Origin of the sequence: Actinoplanes sp. CA-051413, assembly GCF_050955795.1 — a bacterium.
GTDB lineage: Bacteria > Actinomycetota > Actinomycetes > Mycobacteriales > Micromonosporaceae > Actinoplanes.
In genome coordinates this window covers 3,764,117-3,779,894 of record NZ_CP192100.1, presented here as the reverse complement: position 1 = coordinate 3,779,894, position 15,778 = coordinate 3,764,117, and the positions used below count along the sequence as shown (strand labels likewise).

16 protein-coding genes are annotated in these 15,778 nt (G+C 72.0%); 6 read left to right on the top strand and 10 right to left on the bottom strand.

Annotation, left to right across the window (positions count from 1 at the left end; all coding sequences use genetic code 11):
- Positions 1-26 precede the first annotated feature (26 nt).
- Complete coding sequence (locus ACQP2Y_RS17645) at positions 27-1,547, bottom strand: hypothetical protein (protein WP_433729514.1); 1,521 nt, start codon at positions 1,545-1,547, stop codon at positions 27-29.
- Entirely contained in the window at positions 1,544-1,909 is a 366-nt protein-coding gene (locus ACQP2Y_RS17640; RefSeq protein WP_433729512.1) for a PadR family transcriptional regulator, read from the bottom strand. Before ACQP2Y_RS17640 ends, ACQP2Y_RS17645 begins: the two co-directional genes overlap by 4 nt.
- Before the next feature lie 78 nt (positions 1,910-1,987).
- On the opposite strand from ACQP2Y_RS17640, the gene ACQP2Y_RS17635 reads away from it, so the two are divergent.
- Complete coding sequence (locus tag ACQP2Y_RS17635) at positions 1,988-2,587, top strand: hypothetical protein (protein ID WP_433729510.1); 600 nt, start codon at positions 1,988-1,990, stop codon at positions 2,585-2,587.
- A gap of 82 nt (positions 2,588-2,669) precedes the next feature.
- Here the strand turns inward: ACQP2Y_RS17635 and ACQP2Y_RS17630 are convergent, their stop codons facing one another.
- The 4 genes from ACQP2Y_RS17630 to ACQP2Y_RS17615 are packed head-to-tail and all read right to left on the bottom strand — an operon-like array spanning position 2,670 to position 6,875.
- The gene (locus ACQP2Y_RS17630) at positions 2,670-3,191 is read right to left on the bottom strand and encodes a copper resistance CopC family protein (RefSeq protein WP_433729508.1); all 522 of its coding nucleotides are present in this window, start codon (positions 3,189-3,191) and stop codon (positions 2,670-2,672) included.
- Entirely contained in the window at positions 3,188-4,345 is a 1,158-nt protein-coding gene (locus ACQP2Y_RS17625; protein ID WP_433731985.1) for a Dyp-type peroxidase, read from the bottom strand. Before ACQP2Y_RS17625 ends, ACQP2Y_RS17630 begins: the two co-directional genes overlap by 4 nt.
- A gap of 17 nt (positions 4,346-4,362) precedes the next feature.
- Positions 4,363-4,959: a copper chaperone PCu(A)C gene (locus ACQP2Y_RS17620; protein WP_433729506.1), complete on the bottom strand. Its 597-nt coding sequence runs from the start codon at positions 4,957-4,959 to the stop codon at positions 4,363-4,365.
- A complete protein-coding gene (locus tag ACQP2Y_RS17615) occupies positions 4,944-6,875 on the bottom strand; it encodes a cytochrome c oxidase assembly protein (RefSeq protein WP_433729504.1) in 1,932 nt (643 codons plus the stop codon). Before ACQP2Y_RS17615 ends, ACQP2Y_RS17620 begins: the two co-directional genes overlap by 16 nt.
- 119 nt (positions 6,876-6,994) lie before the next feature.
- On the opposite strand from ACQP2Y_RS17615, the gene ACQP2Y_RS17610 reads away from it, so the two are divergent.
- Complete coding sequence (locus ACQP2Y_RS17610) at positions 6,995-7,519, top strand: SigE family RNA polymerase sigma factor (protein ID WP_433729502.1); 525 nt, start codon at positions 6,995-6,997, stop codon at positions 7,517-7,519.
- Positions 7,516-8,400 carry a hypothetical protein gene (locus tag ACQP2Y_RS17605; RefSeq protein ID WP_433729500.1) on the top strand — a complete coding sequence of 295 codons (885 nt, stop codon included), beginning with the start codon at positions 7,516-7,518 and terminating at the stop codon, positions 8,398-8,400. The genes ACQP2Y_RS17610 and ACQP2Y_RS17605 overlap by 4 nt, the downstream gene beginning before the upstream one ends.
- A 27-nt stretch (positions 8,401-8,427) precedes the next feature.
- Here the strand turns inward: ACQP2Y_RS17605 and ACQP2Y_RS17600 are convergent, their stop codons facing one another.
- Positions 8,428-9,036 carry a TetR/AcrR family transcriptional regulator gene (locus ACQP2Y_RS17600; protein ID WP_433729498.1) on the bottom strand — a complete coding sequence of 203 codons (609 nt, stop codon included), beginning with the start codon at positions 9,034-9,036 and terminating at the stop codon, positions 8,428-8,430.
- Between the two features lie 56 nt (positions 9,037-9,092).
- Between ACQP2Y_RS17600 and ACQP2Y_RS17595 the strand changes: the two genes are divergently transcribed.
- Entirely contained in the window at positions 9,093-9,914 is an 822-nt protein-coding gene (locus tag ACQP2Y_RS17595) for a class I SAM-dependent methyltransferase (RefSeq protein ID WP_433729496.1), read from the top strand.
- A 43-nt stretch (positions 9,915-9,957) separates the two neighbouring features.
- Here ACQP2Y_RS17595 and ACQP2Y_RS17590 read toward each other — a convergent pair whose 3' ends face one another.
- Together ACQP2Y_RS17590 and ACQP2Y_RS17585 are read right to left on the bottom strand one after the other, a co-directional pair.
- Entirely contained in the window at positions 9,958-11,424 is a 1,467-nt protein-coding gene (locus ACQP2Y_RS17590) for a family 43 glycosylhydrolase (protein WP_433729494.1), read from the bottom strand.
- A gap of 19 nt (positions 11,425-11,443) precedes the next feature.
- Complete coding sequence (locus tag ACQP2Y_RS17585) at positions 11,444-12,478, bottom strand: arabinan endo-1,5-alpha-L-arabinosidase (RefSeq protein ID WP_433729492.1); 1,035 nt, start codon at positions 12,476-12,478, stop codon at positions 11,444-11,446.
- Between the two features lie 266 nt (positions 12,479-12,744).
- On the opposite strand from ACQP2Y_RS17585, the gene ACQP2Y_RS17580 reads away from it, so the two are divergent.
- A complete protein-coding gene (locus ACQP2Y_RS17580) occupies positions 12,745-13,020 on the top strand; it encodes a hypothetical protein (RefSeq protein ID WP_433729490.1) in 276 nt (91 codons plus the stop codon).
- An 82-nt stretch (positions 13,021-13,102) separates the two neighbouring features.
- On the top strand, positions 13,103-13,846 hold the full coding sequence (locus ACQP2Y_RS17575; RefSeq protein WP_433729488.1) for a hypothetical protein: 744 nt from the start codon (positions 13,103-13,105) through the stop codon (positions 13,844-13,846).
- A gap of 4 nt (positions 13,847-13,850) precedes the next feature.
- Here the strand turns inward: ACQP2Y_RS17575 and ACQP2Y_RS17570 are convergent, their stop codons facing one another.
- Positions 13,851-15,758: a ricin-type beta-trefoil lectin domain protein gene (locus tag ACQP2Y_RS17570; RefSeq protein ID WP_433729486.1), complete on the bottom strand. Its 1,908-nt coding sequence runs from the start codon at positions 15,756-15,758 to the stop codon at positions 13,851-13,853.
- Positions 15,759-15,778: the final 20 nt, after the last annotated feature.

Sequence of the window (15,778 nt, the reverse complement as noted above, 5' to 3'; positions counted from 1 at the left end):
GGGGTATACCGGGCACTACCCCAGGCTCAGTCCGGGACGTGCTGGACGGCGACCACGCCGGGCATCGCCATCATCTCGGCCGCCAGCCCGGCGAACAGGCCAGGGCTGGCCAGCTCGACACTCCAGTGGCTGGGCAGCTTCTCGGCGACCGCGGAGTCGACCCGGCCGCGAGCGCAGTACGGGCTCAGAAAACCGGGCGCCCGCGGGTCCCCGGCGAAGCTCGGGCTGCCACCCAGACCGCGCCAGATCGCCGCCTGGGCCAGGTTGCGCTGGTCCTCGGTGGCCTGCCGGTCGATGAAGACCCGGGCCTGGTCGCTGGTCCGCGCGCTCGGCGGGTCCACGATGCCCGCCGGCACCGTCGGCGTGCACGATCCCGGCCGCAGCTGCTCGATGACCAGCGCGTACAGGCCCAGACCGGTGACCAGCGACGCGACGGTGACCAGCGCGACGGCCGCCCTCGGCCTGCGCCGCATCACGTCCAGCACCTGCGCCGCCTGCCGCCGCCACTGCGGGAGCCGGCGCGGTGGCCGTTGCACCGCCGCGATGAACAGCAGCAGGGCAGCCAGGACGCCGAACAGCACTGCCGGGGTCCACAGGGCGAAGCCCAGCCCCTGCCACGTCGGTCCGGCCGTCTCGTCGGCCCGCCCGTCGGACACCAGAGTCAGCAGCGTGGCGGGAACCACGCAGAGCACCGCGAGGATCGCGCCGATGGCGGCCGGCGCGCTCATCCCGGGGTTGGGCTCCAGGCGGCGGCTCGCCCAGCCGGTCAGCAGCCAGGCGAGGAACGCGCCGGGCGGGAAGCCCAGCCACGTCACCGTCTTCAGCCACGACGGCGGCTCCTGCCACAGGAAGTACGTGGCGTTGCCGTCACCGTCGTACGCCGGGCGCCCGGCCCAGTAGTAGTCGTTGAAACGGATCCCCAGGGCACCGCGGGTGGCGGTGAAGCTCTCGACGCGGTCGGCCGCGTTGGCCCCCACGACGTCGGTCTCGTCCAGCGCCGGATCGACGCCGGTCACCGTCCAGCCGGCGGCCTCCAGGCGGGCGCGGACACCGGCGGTGTAGGCGGCGACGTCGCGGGTGGCCGCGGTGTGCTTGACCCACGAGACGGCGTACCCGTACTCGATGCCCTCACCGTCGCTCTGGCTGACCACCCCGGGGGCCTCGCCGCCGCCCCAGACCTGGAGCCCGGGGAACACCGTCGCGCTGATTCCGGCGGCCTCGGCGCCGGTCGGCAGCGGCTCGACCGCGTGCCAGCCGAGCCAGTTGGCCGCGCCGGCGCCGAGGCATCCGCCGGCCAGCGCGACGAACAGCGTCAGCACGACGATGCCCCGGCTCTTCGGCCGGCCGAGCCGGGCCCGGCTGCCGTGCCGGATCAGGTTGACGACCTCGCGCAAGGTGGGCCGGCGCCGCCCCGGCGGGGCGCATTCCACCAGCGTGTCCAGCAGCTCGTCGCGGCGCGGGCCGGGCGGATAAGCCCGCAGGAGCCGGCGGTACGCCCGCAGCAGCCGCCGATCAGCGGTGGTGGACGAGGTCACCAGGTCGTTCACCACGCCACCCGAGGGCCGGACCGGTGCGCGCCGGCCGGGCCGAGCCCGAACCGTTTGAGCTGGCTGGTCGCCGCCTCCAGGCTGGCGCGCAGCCGCTCGGTCTCGGCGGTCAGGGCCGTCGCGCCCCGGTGGGTGAGCCGGTAGTACCGCCGGTTGCGCCCGTCGACGAGCTCCTCGCGGTCGACCTCGACCAGGCCCTCGGCGGTCAGCCGGTCGAGCGCGGCATACAGCGTGCCGGCCTGGAGCACCACCCGGCCGCCGGAGAGGGCGCTGGCCTCCTGGATCACGCCGTAGCCGTGCCGAGGCGCCGACGCCAGGGCGGTGAGGATCCAGAAGGTCGGTTCCCGCATCGAGGCAGCCATCAGCTCAATATAGAGATCATCTGAGTATCGGGCAAGGGACCCGGGAACCGGAGGCTCCCGCGCGACGACTATCCGATCATGAGCTCCGAGAGCTACAGCCGGACCGCCGGCACCCGGTACTGCCGGGCCACCCGGCACCGCGGCGCCTCCGCACGCAGCGCGTTCGTCGCCCGGCACAGCGCTGACGGCATCGTGCTGACGCGAACCTGGAGTGCACCGGAGCCGGAGGTGAAGGTGAGGACGAAGGCGTGGCGGGGCGTCGCCGGGTTCTCGGTTGCCGTGGCCGCGCTGGTGACCAGCGTGGCCCTGCTGCTGGCCGGTGTGCCCGCCGGGCGACCGGAGACCGGGCCGTGTGCGGCCCGGGCCTCGATCGAGGCGTACGCCGGCGGGCACCTGTTGCGGCTGCGGGCCGAGCCCGGTGCGGGCTCGGCCACGCTCGTGCATCTGTGCGCCGGCGACAGCGTCGGACGGGTGCGGTCCTGGGCGGTCAGCGTCGAGGGCTCCGACGGTACGGCCGCAGTGCAGCAGGTGGCCGAACGCGTGGCACTGGCGTCCGTCCCCATAGGACCTGGCACTACCGCTGTCGCCGTCATTGTCGTCCCGGAATCGGGGCAGCCACTGGTCTTCACCACGCGGGTGGCGTTCAAGGCCGGCTCGGCGCTGGGGGCGTCCGGGTGAGCGGCGGGTGCCCGGCCGCGGTGGCCGCGTCGTTCTTCAGCGCCTGGCCACCAGGTCCATGCTGGTCGAGGTGGCCGTGACGTCAGGCTCGAACGCGGGTCCGACGTCGCCATGACACGTACAGCAGGATTGTGATCGCCACGGCGAGCACACCCAGCCCGATCAGCAGGGCGGTCGAAGTACCTCCGGAATCGACCGGCGGCGCGGCCACCGCGGGCGCGGTCGTGGGTGCCGGGGGCAGAGCCGGGTCGGCGACGGTGAAGGCGTACGAGCCCTGGGCTGTGTGGCCGTCCACCGAGACCACGCGGTAGGCGACCGTGTAGGTGCCGTTGCCCGGCGGCGGGCTGAGCGTCACCGTGCCGGAGCCGGCGTCGACAACGGGCGCCGAGGCGGCCAGGCGCTGCCGGGCGCTGTCGCTGACGACGATCGTGGTGAACTCCGGGTTCAGGTGCTCGCTGAAGGTCACGGTGACCGAGGTGGGCGCTGCGGCGAGCGTCGCGTCCCGGGCGGGGGCCGAGGCGGTCAGTTCGGCGTGCGCCCACGCCGGGCTGCCCGGCAGCAGCACGGCGGCGAATGCGGCGAAGGTGAGCATGAGCTTCCTCATGTGAGCACCCGCTCGCCGATCCAGCCACCCTCCGCGCAGCCCGGCGGTACGGCGAACACGGCCGAGCCGATCGGGGTGATCCATTCGTTCAACAGGTCCTTGTCCGCGAGGCGTTGCTGGATGGGCACGAACTGCCGGGCGATGTCGCGCTGGTACGCCGCGAAGATCAGCCCGGCGTCCGGATGCCCGAGGGCGTTGGGCACCCCGTCGTAGTTGTACGGCCGCCGCAGGATCTTCAGCGCGGGGTCGGTGACGTGGGCCCGGGTGACGTGCGAGAAGTCCGGGATCCTGGGCAGCCCGGCGTCGTCGAGGGCGGTGAAGTCGGGCTCGTCGTGCTCCTGGGAGCCGCTCAGCGGTGCGCCCGAGTCCAGGCGCCGGCCGGTCGCGTTCTCCTTGTCGGTGACGGCGAGCAGGTCCCACTTCTCGATCTCGGCGCGGATCCGCCGGACCACCAGGGTGGTCGAGCCGTCGGGGTTCCAGACCGCCGGATCGATCTCGCCGCCGCGCGGGTTGGCGGTCCCGTCGAGCTGGCCCAGCACGTTGCGCTGGGTGTGCTCGGGCGCCTGCACGCCGGGGCTGCGCCGGAAACCCTGCTGCGCCCAGCGCACCGCCGCGAACGGCCGGGCGTCCTTGATGAGCATCCGCTGGGTGTGGGCGACCGTGAGCGGGTCGTCCGCGCAGATCTGCAATAACAGGTCCCCGCCGGACCAGCGCTTCTCCAGGCGGTCGATCGAGAACGCCGGCAGGTCCGCGATCGGGGCACGCAGCCCGGCCGCGCGGTACAGGCCGGGGCCGAAGCCGAAGGTGACCGTCAGCCGGGCCGGCAGCACGGCGAGGGTGGCGTCGGTGTCGCCGAGCGCCGCGACGCCCTGGGTGAGCCGGGCCGCGTCATCGCTGAGCAGGCGCAGCATCCGGGCCAGTACGCGCCGGTCGGTGCCGGCGGCCAGGGTGAACGCGACGAACGCGGCGTGCGCGGGCGGATCCTCGGCCACCCCGGCCTGGCGGGGGCCGTGGAACGCGACTGTGGCCGTACCCGTGTCCAGCGGTGCGGAGGCAGCGACCGGGACCGGCGCGGGGTCTGCGGTCGCGGCGACGGCGGCGACCGCGCCGAGGCCGGCGACGGCGCCCCCGGCGAGCAGGCGCCGCCGGCTCACCGGGGAGAGAGGCGGTGTCACGGCGCCGCGCTGCCCATCGGGGCCATCGGCATGCCGGAGGCCGGCATCGACATGCCGGGGTCGTAGCTCTCCCCCGCCCCGGCGAACGGCTTGGCGATCGCGGTGAACGGGACGGTCCCGCCGTCGGCCAGCTTCAGGGTGAAGGTGACCTCGTTGCCGGCGTCGATCGCGGCGGCCGGCTTCATCAGCATCAGGTGGTCACCGCCGGGCCCCAGCTCGTGGGTGCTCCTGGCCTTGATGACGAAGCCGCCCTGCTTGGGCCGCATCAGCATCTTGCCGTCCTGCATGGTCATCTCGTGCAGTTCCATCGGGGACGCCGGCGACTCGGCGCCGACGACCGTGATGTCGGTGGCGCTGTCGTTGACCAGGATCGCGAAGGCGGCGGTCATGGTGCCGGCCTTCGCGGCCTTGACCCACGGATCCTTGACGACCAGCCCGGTCGAGGCAGAGGCCGACGGTGCGGCAGCGGGCACCGGCGTGCCGCCGGCAGCGTCACTGCCGCCGCAACCGGCCAGGCCGAGGGTGGTCAAGGCGCCGGCGAGCAGGGCGGCCGCAAGGGTACGGCGAGCGCCGAAGTTCAGGGGGTTTGACATGGTATCCGTTCCTTGTTGGGGTTCGCACAGGATTGGTCGGGATCCCCCGGCGAGAAGTTCCCGGCACCGTGATCTCCACGGATCCACTCCCGGACGAGCAACAGCAGGACGACCGCGGCCGGCAGCGCCCCGAACGCCCATGACAGTCCGGCACCGAGGCGCTGGTCGGCGAGCAACGACGGCGCCCACGCGGGATGCACGGCGGTGTACCAGTCCGCGGCGATCACCGAGGTTGACCTGAGCAGGATCAGGCCGAGGTGAGCTTGCGCTGCCACGGCCAGGAGGTGGACCACGATCAGCACGGCCGGATGAACGCGCCGACGGCCCGCCCCGAGCAGCACCCGGAACAGCAGGAGCCCGGCGACCACGAAGGACGCCAGCATCGCCAGGTGCCCGAGGTGGTAGCGCATCAGCCTGCCGAGCACACCGGTGAGGTACAGGCCGTACAGGCTGAGGACGTAGACGGCCAGCGCGACCGGCGGACGACTCAGGAAGCGCAGGAACCGGCTGCCCAGCACGAGCAGCAGCCACTCCCTCGGGCCGCGCACCTGAGGGTCCGCAGGACGGCGCAAGACCTGCAGAGCCAAGGTGACCGGGGCGCCACCGATCAGCAGGATCGGCACGACCGTGGCCAGCACGACGTGCTGCACCAGGTGCACGCTGACCAGGACGTACGCGTACCGGGCCACACCCAGGCCGGTCATCGCGCCCAGCAGCAGCATTCCGCCCACCCAGGACACCGTGCGGCTCGCCGGCCAGGGGGGCCCAGCCCGGCGCAGCCGGCGCACCCCGGCCAGATAGGTGAGGATTCCGACCACGACGACCACCGGGAACACCATGTCCGGCAGCGGGTCGGCGAGGAGCCGGGCTGCCGTGACCGGGCCGGGCTGGTCGAAACCCAGCAGCTCCACCAGCGGATCCGGCTCGACCGCGATCTCGGGCACCGGCGTCGGACTGCGCGACAGGCCGACCGCCAGCCCGACCGCCGCCCCGAGCACCAGCAGCTCGCCACCGGCCAGGCGCAGGAACGCCCACGGGACACCCGAGCGCAGCGCGGGCAGGGTACGGCTGCGGTGCACGGCGCCGATCACCCCGACCGCCAGCAGCGCGAGCACTTTGAGCAGCACCAGGAGCCCGTACCGGGAGGTGCCGAGGGCCGGCCAGCTGCCCAGTCGCACCGCCGCGTTGGCCGCGCCGCTGACCGCCGTGGCCACGAAACAGGCCAGCGCCAGGCGGCTGTACCGGGAGGCGGTCTCGGCGAAACGGCGGTGACGGCGTACCAGAAGCAGACCGGCCAGACCGCCCACCCAGAGCGACGCGGCCAGAATGTGCAGCGCCAGGCTGGTCACCGCGAGCTGATGGTCACCCGCCCCGGCGGAATGCCCGGTGAACGCCGGCGGCAGCAGCGCCACCAGCGCCAGGCCGGCGGTGACCGCGGCCAGGCCGCGCGACACCCCGGACCGGGTCAGCACCGCCACCACCAGCGCCAGCCCGGCCTGCAGCAGCAGCGCCTGCCCCTGGGCGATGGAGAACGCGAAGCTCGACACCGACGGCCGGCTCAGCCGCGGGACGGGCACACCCAGCACATCGGAGACGGTGACGACGATCAGCAGCAGGCAGGTGCACGCCCACAGCAGCGCCGGCCACGTTGATCGGCGCATCAGCAGCCAGCCGTGTGCCGCCACGCTGGTGCCGTCGCCGGGCAGCAGGAAGGCCGCGGTGACGGTCAGGCCGACCGTCAGCACGCCCAGGAGGGTCGCCAGCAGGGTGAGGGCCGGGAGCGCCCACTCGGTCAGCGCCCCGGGACCGGGGATGCCCGGCAGTCCGGCGTCGAGCGCTGCGCCGAACCGCAGGGACGCCACGAGGACCGCCGCTGCCGCGCCGGCAGCTGCCACCATCAGGACGGACGTCCGCACCGCGCTCTGCACTCTGAGAAGAGTCGGACGGATGAGGGCTGTGGTTCCGCACAATTTCCGGCCGGAGCCTTCAACCTTTCGCCGACCGGCGTCGTCTTGTCCCCGACGAAAGGAGCGCGATGTTGTGGAGCCAACGCTTCGACGGGCTGGACACCCTGGTCGCCGAGCGCGGTAGTGCCCTGCTGGGCACAGCGGTCCTGCTCACCGGGAGCCGGGCGGCGGGCGAGGACCTGCTGCAGGCGGCCCTCGAACGGCTGATGCGTTCGTGGGGACGGGTGCGCGAGGACCGCGAGCGGTATCTGCGCCGGACCATGTACCACCTGGCCGTCGACCAGTGGCGCCGGCGCCGGCGGCGACCCGAGGTGTTCCTCGAGTACGAGCCCACCGGCCGGCCCGACGCCACCGACGCGCTCGACCTGCGGGACGCGTTGATCCAGGCGCTGGCGCAGCTCTCGCCGCGGCAGCGCACCGTGCTGGTGCTGCGCTACTGGGAGCAGCTCAGCGAGACGGAGGCGGCCGAGGCGCTCGGGTGTTCCGTCGGCACCGTCAAGTCGACCGCCTCGCGGGGGCTGTCCCGGCTCCGCGAGCTGACCGCGACCTGGGACCTCAGCGGCCACACCACCACGAAAGGCACCGGACGATGAGCACCGACCTGGAAGAACACCTGATCCGCAGCATGCGCCACGAGGTCGAGGGGATCACGCTGAGCAGCGACGTCCTCGGCCGGGCCACCCGCCGGCACCAGCGGCGCCGGGCCACGATCCGGATCGCGTACGCCGTGGGCGTGGCCGGTCTCGCGGGCGTCCTGGCCGCCGGCCTGACGGTCGGCGGCACTGCCCCGCCCCGGCCGGATGCGGGCGGAGCGCCGACGGTGCGAGCCGAACCCGCCTCGCTAAGACTGGCGAACGCGGCCACCGCGAGCGACAACATCAGCTACCGGATGCGCCTCGAGACCGGCACCGGGTCCGGCCACGGCGGACAGACCTACGAGGGTGCGTTCGACCCGAGGACGGCCACCGGATACGTCCGCGCGCCGCAGGACGACTCGGTGATGACCGAACTGCTGATCAACGGCACCCGCTACATCGGCGGGGAACCTCCCCTGGGCCCGCTCCCGCCGGACAAGGGACCCGGCGAGACCTACGGCCGGTACGGACAGTATCCGGGCAAGCATGACCGGCTGTCCCTCTACGGCGACGAGAGCGACGTCCTGGGTGCTGCTGCTCCGGACCCCGCGGCCCTTTTCCAAGCACTGAAGGAGGCGGACGCGACCACGTCGGAGAACCCCGACGGCAGCCTGCACTTCACGTACGCCACGCGGTTCACGCAGGGATCGAGCACCACCTCCGGTGACGTCACCCTGAACGCCGACGGCCGGATCGCCGAGGTGACACTCAGCGGCACCTGGCAGTCGACGGCGAAGGGGCGGAACGACACCGGCACCATCACCGCGAAGCTCAAGGTGTTCGACTACGGCGTCAAGGTGCAGGTCGAGCGGCCCACCGACGTGGTGCCGGCCCGCTGACCCGGACGGCCCCGCCCGGCCGCTGCGTCAGGGCCGGCGGGGCCGTCGTTGCACCACGTCGGCGAGCACCGAGGTCACGAACCGGCCGACGGCCGCCGGGCCGGGCGGGCCGGGGTCGCGGTCGGTGAACAGCAGATGCCCGCCCCCGACCAGCGACAGCGTGAGGGAGTCGAGGTCGGCGTCGGCCGCGATCCGGCCCAGATCCCGCTCGTCGGCCAGGTACGCGGAGACCGCGGCCGTCACCTGACCCAGGATCGCGATGCCGCCGCCGGGCCGGGCCTGCCGCAGCCGCGCGCGCAGCACGTCCCGGAAGGTGATGAGCGGGATGATCGCCAGCGGCACCGGCCCGAACAGCGTGGTCAGCGCGCTGGTGAGGTTGTCGGCCGGCGTGCCGGTGCCGGCGGACTTCCGCAGCGCGTCCGCCTGCGCCTCGAGCTGCGCGGCCCGGTCGAGCACGAGGTCGGCCAGGAACGCGTCGAAGTCGCTGAAGTGCCGGTGCAGGACCCCTTTGGCGCAGCCGGCCTCGTCCGTGACCGCCCGGCTGGTCAGCCCGGCCGGCCCCTCGCGGAGCAGGACGCGTTCAGCGGCGTCGAACAGCTGCTGCCGCGCATCACGCAGATGCACTCCGGTCGGCACTCGCGATCCTCCCCTGGAGCATTGCCTAGTGGGCACATGCCCACTACGGTGGGCACATGCCCACCTTACCGCCCGAGCCGCCTCCGACGGAGCTGCACAAGGCCCGGCCGATGGCCGAGTCGTTCGGTACGGACGCACAACGCTACGACCGGGCCCGACCCGGCTATCCCGAGGCTCTCGTGACGCGGATCGTCACGGGCAGCCCCGGGCCTGACCTGCTCGACGTGGGCTGCGGCACCGGCATCGCGGCCCGCCAGTTCCAGGCGGCCGGCTGCGAGGTGCTCGGCGTCGAGCCCGACAGCCGGATGGCCGACTTCGCCCGGGCCCGCGGCCTGCGGGTCGAGGTGGCGACGTTCGAGGCGTGGGAGCCGGCCGGTCGGACGTTCGACGCGGTGACCGCGGCCCAGTCGTGGCACTGGATCGATCCGGTCGCCGGCCCGCGCAAAGCGGCCGAGGTGCTGCGCCCGCACGGCCGGTTCGCGATCTTCGGTCACGTCTTCGAGCCGCCCGCCGAGGTGGCCCAGCCGTTCGCCGCAGCCTTACGCGAGGCGGCGCCGGACCTGCCCTTCGCAAAGTTGCCGGCCCGGCCGGCGCTCGACATGTACCAGGCCGGGTACGCGAAGATCGCCGACACGATCCGCGAGGCGGGGCAGTTCGCCGAGCCCGAGCAGTGGCGCTTCGACTGGGAGCAGGCATACACGCGCGACGAATGGCTGGCGCTGCTGCCGACGACCGGTGGCCTCACCCGGCTGCCACCCGACAAGATGGCCGGCATCCTCGACGCGGTCGGTGCCGCGATCGACGAGCTCGGCGGAGGCTTCACGATGCGGTACACGACCTTGGCGGTCAGCGCTGTGCGAACCTCGGCTACGTCGTAGAGGAAGCCGCCCTGTCACCCGGGCGGCTCCTCCACTTGCCGCGTTACTCGCCTGAGGGCGCCGGCAAGGTGGCGCCGAGGCGGACGGGCGCACCGAAGTTCGGTGTGCCGTCAGCGTTCCAGGTGAATTTCTGCGCGCGGGTCGAGCGGTTCATGTCGCAGCCACCGGAGGCGGAATCGTTGGCGTGGTAGACGATCCAGTCCTCGGTGCCGTCCGGCGACTTGAAGAAGCCGTTGTGGCCGGGGGCGTACACGCTGTTGGCGTCGCTGCGCTGGAAGACCGGGGTCGACTTCTTGGTCCAGTGCGCGGGATTCATCGGGTCGGAGCCGGTCAGTGTGAGCAGGCCCAGCTTGTAGTCAGGCCCCCAGCAGGCCGAGGCCGAGTAGACGACCATCACCTTGCCGTTGTGGTACAGCGGCTCCGGCCCCTCGTTCACCGCGCCGGTCTGCCGCTCCCAGCTCAGCGTCGGCGAGCTCAGCCGTACCCGGGAGCCGGTCAGCGTCCAGGGGTTGCTGAGCCGCTGGATGAAGTTGCTCTGCCCGGCCCCGTCACCGCCGTAGGTGCCCATCAGGTACAGGCTGCTGCCCACCTTCAGCACGCTCGCGTCCAGCTGCCAGTCGGTGCCCAGATCGGCCTTGAACGTGTACGGGCCCATCGGATCAGTCCCGGCCGACTCCAGCACGTGCAGCCGCTGCGTCGGGTTGTAGTCCGAGACGTTCTGACCGGCCACGTAGTACAGGTACCAGCGGTTGCCGTTCGGGCCGTTGAGCAGATGGAACTCGGGCGCCCACATGTTGCAGCAACCGTTGGCCCGGCCGGCCAGGTTGAAGACCGTGGTGTCGGCGGCGGTCGCCAGCCCGGCCAGGGTGCTCGACCGGCGCATCGTGACAGTCGAGTTCCACGTGGTCGTGGCCAGGTAGTAGAACCCGTTGTGGTACTGCAGCCACGGGTCCGGCCCGTTGCGTTTGATCGGGTTGGTGAAGGAGCCGGCCGTGGCGGCCAGCGAGATCAGCTGCCACTGCTGGTTGGCGCCGTCGAGATCCTGGTACTGCGAGACCATCGCGCCGTCGGCGGTGCTCCACTGCCAGACCTCGACGGCCTTGCCGCTGGACCGGTTGATCAGCCGGGCGTAACCGCCGGCCGAGTCGGCCAGCCGGAACTGCTGGCGGGCGTCGTTACGGTCCGCGTTCTGCACGAGCTGGATGCCGTCGGTGCTGCTGGGCAGGTCCAGGACCTTGCCGCTGTGCACCGACTGCACCCGGTACCAGCCGCCGCCGGAGTCCAGGAAACGCCACTGCTGCCAGGCGCCGTCGTTGCGGGCGTACTGGTTGATGGCGGCACCGTCGGTGGTGGCCAGATTGTAGACGTCGAGGGCCTTGCCGCTGTTCCGGTTGACCAGCACGTAGGGCACGTTCGGTTGCACTGTGGCGGCTTCGGCGGCTGGCACGGCGATCGCCGTGCCCACCGCGGCGAGCATCGTCACCACACCGATGAGCAGGATCCTTCGCATCGTCGGGTCTCCTTCGCGATCAGTGGACGAACGGCCAGCCGGCCGCGTCGTACCCGATGAGGTTGATGCCGAGGTTCGCGGCACCGCTGTCGGTGTAGTAGTGGTAGATCAGCAGCTCGGAATCGGTGTCGGCCAGGACGGCCTGGTGGCCGGGGCCGTGGATGCTGCCGTGCCCGGCGAGGACCTGGGTGCCGCCACCGGAGTTCAGATCGACCCCGTTGCGGTCGAGGAACGGCCCGGTCGGGCTGCCCGAGCGGCCGACCATGATCCGGTACGTGCTGGCGGCGCCCTGGCAGCACCGGTCGAAGGAGACCCACTGGTAGTAGTAGGCGCCGTGCTTGACGATGAACGGCGCCTCGATCGCGCCCCCACCCCGGCCGGCGATGCTGCGCAGGGTGGTGTCGGCGCGCTTGCCGGTCGACGGGCTCAGGGCGACCATCTTGATGCCGGACCAGAACGAGCCGAAGCTCAGCCACCAGGCTCCCGAGTCGTCCACGACCAGGTTGGGGTCGATCGCGTTGTAGTTGTCCGAGGTCCGTGACTCGACGACCAGGCCCCGGTCGGTCCACGTCCCGGAGGCCCCGGTCGGGCTGGTGGCCAGGAAGATCGCCGAGTGGTTGGACCCGAACGACGAGGCCGAGTAGTACAGCCAGTACTGCCCGTTGTGGAACGAGATGTCGGGCGCCCACAGGTTGCGGCTACCGGCGGTGTAGGGCGTGGTCCACGGCGCTCCGCCGGGGAAGACCGTGCCCGCGTTGCGGAAGGCCGTCCGGTCCGAGGAGGTCTTCAGCGCGATGTTGTCACCCGTGTGCGCCACGATGTAGGTGCCGCCCGGGGTCTTCACCATCGTCGGATCGTGGGCACCGATGTCGCCCGTGACCAGGCCGGGCCCGGGATAGGCGGCCGGGGGCACGGTGGGGGTCGCGGCGGCCAGGGGCGCTGGTGCCGTGGCGGCCTGGGCGTTGACGGCGACCGTCGCGGCGGCGACCAGGGTGGTGGCCACAGCGGCGGCGAGCACGCCGCGCCGAACGGTTTTCCTGCGGGTCCTGGACATGCATCTCCTCGGGGATGGCGGTGGCCCGTTGCGTCGCGTCTCACCAGTGCAATCAGGGGAAGGGGGTTCCGTCGCGCGACGCTGATCCATCGAGCCATGTAGATGTACCGGTCGATGTTAACGGTCACAATTGTGATGTCAAGGTTTCGGTTACGTGAAGACCGCCCATCGAGTCGTCATGTTTGGCGCCAGGAGGGGGCAGGCATCGGTGGCCGGGGGCCGTCGTGCTGTCGTCGGTGGTCTGCTGCCCTCGCTACAGTGGAGGTATGGCGACGAGCGACCGGCGCGGACTGCTGCTGCGGTCGCTGCCTGTCCTGGTCCTGCTGACACTCCTGCTGGCCACGGCCCCTCAGCGATCCACTTCGCGTCCGCAGGCCGCCGTCTCCACCTCCGCCATCGCGCAGATCTCGTCCACGGCGGAAGACCCGGCGACCGAAGCCGCAGCGACCGACGACCCGCCGGCCGACCACGTCACCGTCCTCGCGGATCAGTCCACCGCGAGCGCCCGCGGTTCTCGCGCCCCGCCCTTCGCCTCCGTCTGATCACCTGGCCGGCGATCACGCCGCGCGGTGGTCACAGCCTGTCATCGACACGAGCGGACACCTCGACGGACGGACTTCTCCCATGAATGTGATCGCGGAAATGCTGCTGACCGAGCCCGCCCCGGCGGCGATCTGGGCGACGCTGATGCTCCTGACCTTCCCGGCGCTCCTGCTGCTGGGCAGCCCCAACGCCACGCGTCACCCTCGGCGCGCAGCCCGGGAATGGGTGGCGGCCCTGCGCCACCGCGACGAGGAACGTCTGGCCGAAGCCGCCCAGGCGTCCCGCTGCGCCGAGGAGATCCGCGCAGCCGCCGACCACGCGGCCACGAGCGCGCAGCGGTGGCAGCAGCTCTGGGAACAGAGCGAGGACGAGCTGAACGCCGCATGGCAGGGGTGGCTGGACGCCGACGACCGGCTGCGCAAGGCTTTGACCGCGGCGGCCTGGGGCACGCCGCCCACGGCGCGGACCTGCGAGGAGTACGCGGCCCGCGAGCGCTACCTGCTTCGTGCGGTGGCAGCAGCAGCCGACCGTGGGGAACTGCCCGCCGACGGGCACGGCTGGGATGCCCGGCTCCATCCGGCCGAGCAGGACGTCGTGATCGCCCGCGCCTCGAGGGCCTGGCTCCGGCAACGCTACGAGCGGGCCGTCGCCGCGGAGCGGGCCGCCCGGCACGACGCCGAGCGCGCCCACCGTGCCGTCGGCAGCCTGCGGCACGAGGCACACGTCGCCGCCGTCCAAGCTCGGGAGCTCAGCGGGCTCCGGCCCGCTCCCCGCCGCGGTCGGGCTGCGACGGGTCACGGGCCGGAGACGGTCCTGGCGAGCTGACCTGTCAGGCGCGGGTCCACTTCTGGTTGGCAGTGCTGGCGCAGTCCCAGAGCTGGAGCTGCGACCCGTTCGCCGTGCCGTTGTTCACCACGTCGACGCAGCGGTTGGCCGCCGTGTTGACCAGGTCTCCCCCGGCGCCCAGGGTGAAGCGCTGCGCGTTGGTGCCGTTGCAGGTGTAGAGCTGGATCGCCGTGCCGTTCGCGGTCCCCGCAGCAGCCGCGTCCATGCACTTACCGAGCGCGCGGACCGTGCCGTCACCACTGATCGTCCACTGCTGCGCGGCGCTGCCGTTGCAGTCGTAGATCTGCAACCGGGCGCCGTCGACCGGGTTCGCCCCGGGCACGTCCACGCACCGTCCACTGAGGTCGGAGCGCAACGCGGCGGTCGTCCCCGTGGGCGGCGTGGTGTTCGCGTCGGCCCAGACGTACGTGCCCACCGTTTTCGCGGGCAGGGTGCCGGTGAACTGCTGCGTGCCGGCGCGCACGGTGAAGGTCTGGTTGACGGTGCTGCGGTTGACCACAACTGTGACGAGGCTGCCGTCCGGGTTCAGGAACGCGACGTTCGTGACAGTGCCCGCCGAGCCGTTGTTGGTGTCGACACGCTTGGCGCCGCGCTGGATGAACTTGGAGAACTGGGCGGTCAGGTAGTACTCCGGCAGCGCCCACACGGTGTCCGGGGCGGACGGGTTCTGCACCAGCATGGTGGGGTCCGGTGCGCCGGTCCACTTCTCCGGCGCCCGGTTCTGGTCCAGCATCGTCACCCAGTTCTGGTACATGACGGACTGGTTGCGCAAGTAGTCGACGATGCGGTTCGCTCCGGTCGTACCCCAGACAGCCCGCTCGGTCATCGCCACGTCCTTGCCCGGATAGCTGGCTTTGACCTGGCCCATCAGGGCCGGCTCACCGGCGTAGTCGTGGAAGGCCAGCCCGTCGACGGCGTTGAACGCGTCACTCGGGCTGCCCGGACTGCCCAGCACACCAGCGATGTACGACGGCCCCTCCGCGAAGTTGTGGTCGAAAGCCCAGATCTTCGTGCCGCCGACGCCGTTGCCGGTGAACTCGGCGCGCATGGCCACGGCGAGCCGGCGTTCCTGGTCCGCGGAGATGAGCGTGCCGGGGTAGTCCGGCGGCGAGTACAGCGGCTCGTTCTGCAGCGTCACGGCGTGGATCGGCAGACCCTGGGCGGCGTACGCCTGCACCGCCCGCCGGTAGTAGGCCGCCAGGGTGGGCACGTGCTGGTCGAGCAGGTTGCCGCCGATCAGGCTGTTGTTGGCCTTCATCCAGGCCGGCGGGCTCCACACGCTCGCGAAGATCAGCAGGTTCGGGTTGATCTGGCGGGCCTGCTTGAGCACGCTGATGATGCCGTAGTCGAGGTCCTTCTGGATCGAGAAGCGCGACAGCGTGGGATCCGCGGCGCCGTCGTCGTAGGTGTAGAAGGCCCGGCTGGTGAAGTCGCTGGTGCCGAAGGTGATCCGGGCGACGTTGAAACCCGCGCCGGCGCTCGGATCGAGCAGTAGGCGCAGCGTCCGTTCCCGGGCGGTGGCGCTCATCCGGGACAGGTTGTGGATGGTCGACTCCTCCAGGGAGGAGCCGAAGCCCAGGACGCTCTGGTACTGCCGGCCGGTGTTCGCGGTGATCGTCGCCGCGCCGCCCGCCGCCACGATCGGCACGTCCGGCTGCCGCGACAACCGGTACGGCGTACCGGCCAGCCCCGTCGCCGGGTCGGCGTACCAGTTCCCGTTCACCGGCTCGAACCCGGCGGTCCGAGACTCCGAACTCCAGTAGACCTGCACCGACGTGGCGGCCGACGCCTCGCCGCCGATCGCGACGGCACCGGCGATGCCGACGAGCGCGGTCACGGCGACGGCGGCAACCCGCGACCGCGACCGGCGGCCGGGGACAGATGGGATCACACGAACTCCTTCCAGGGGTA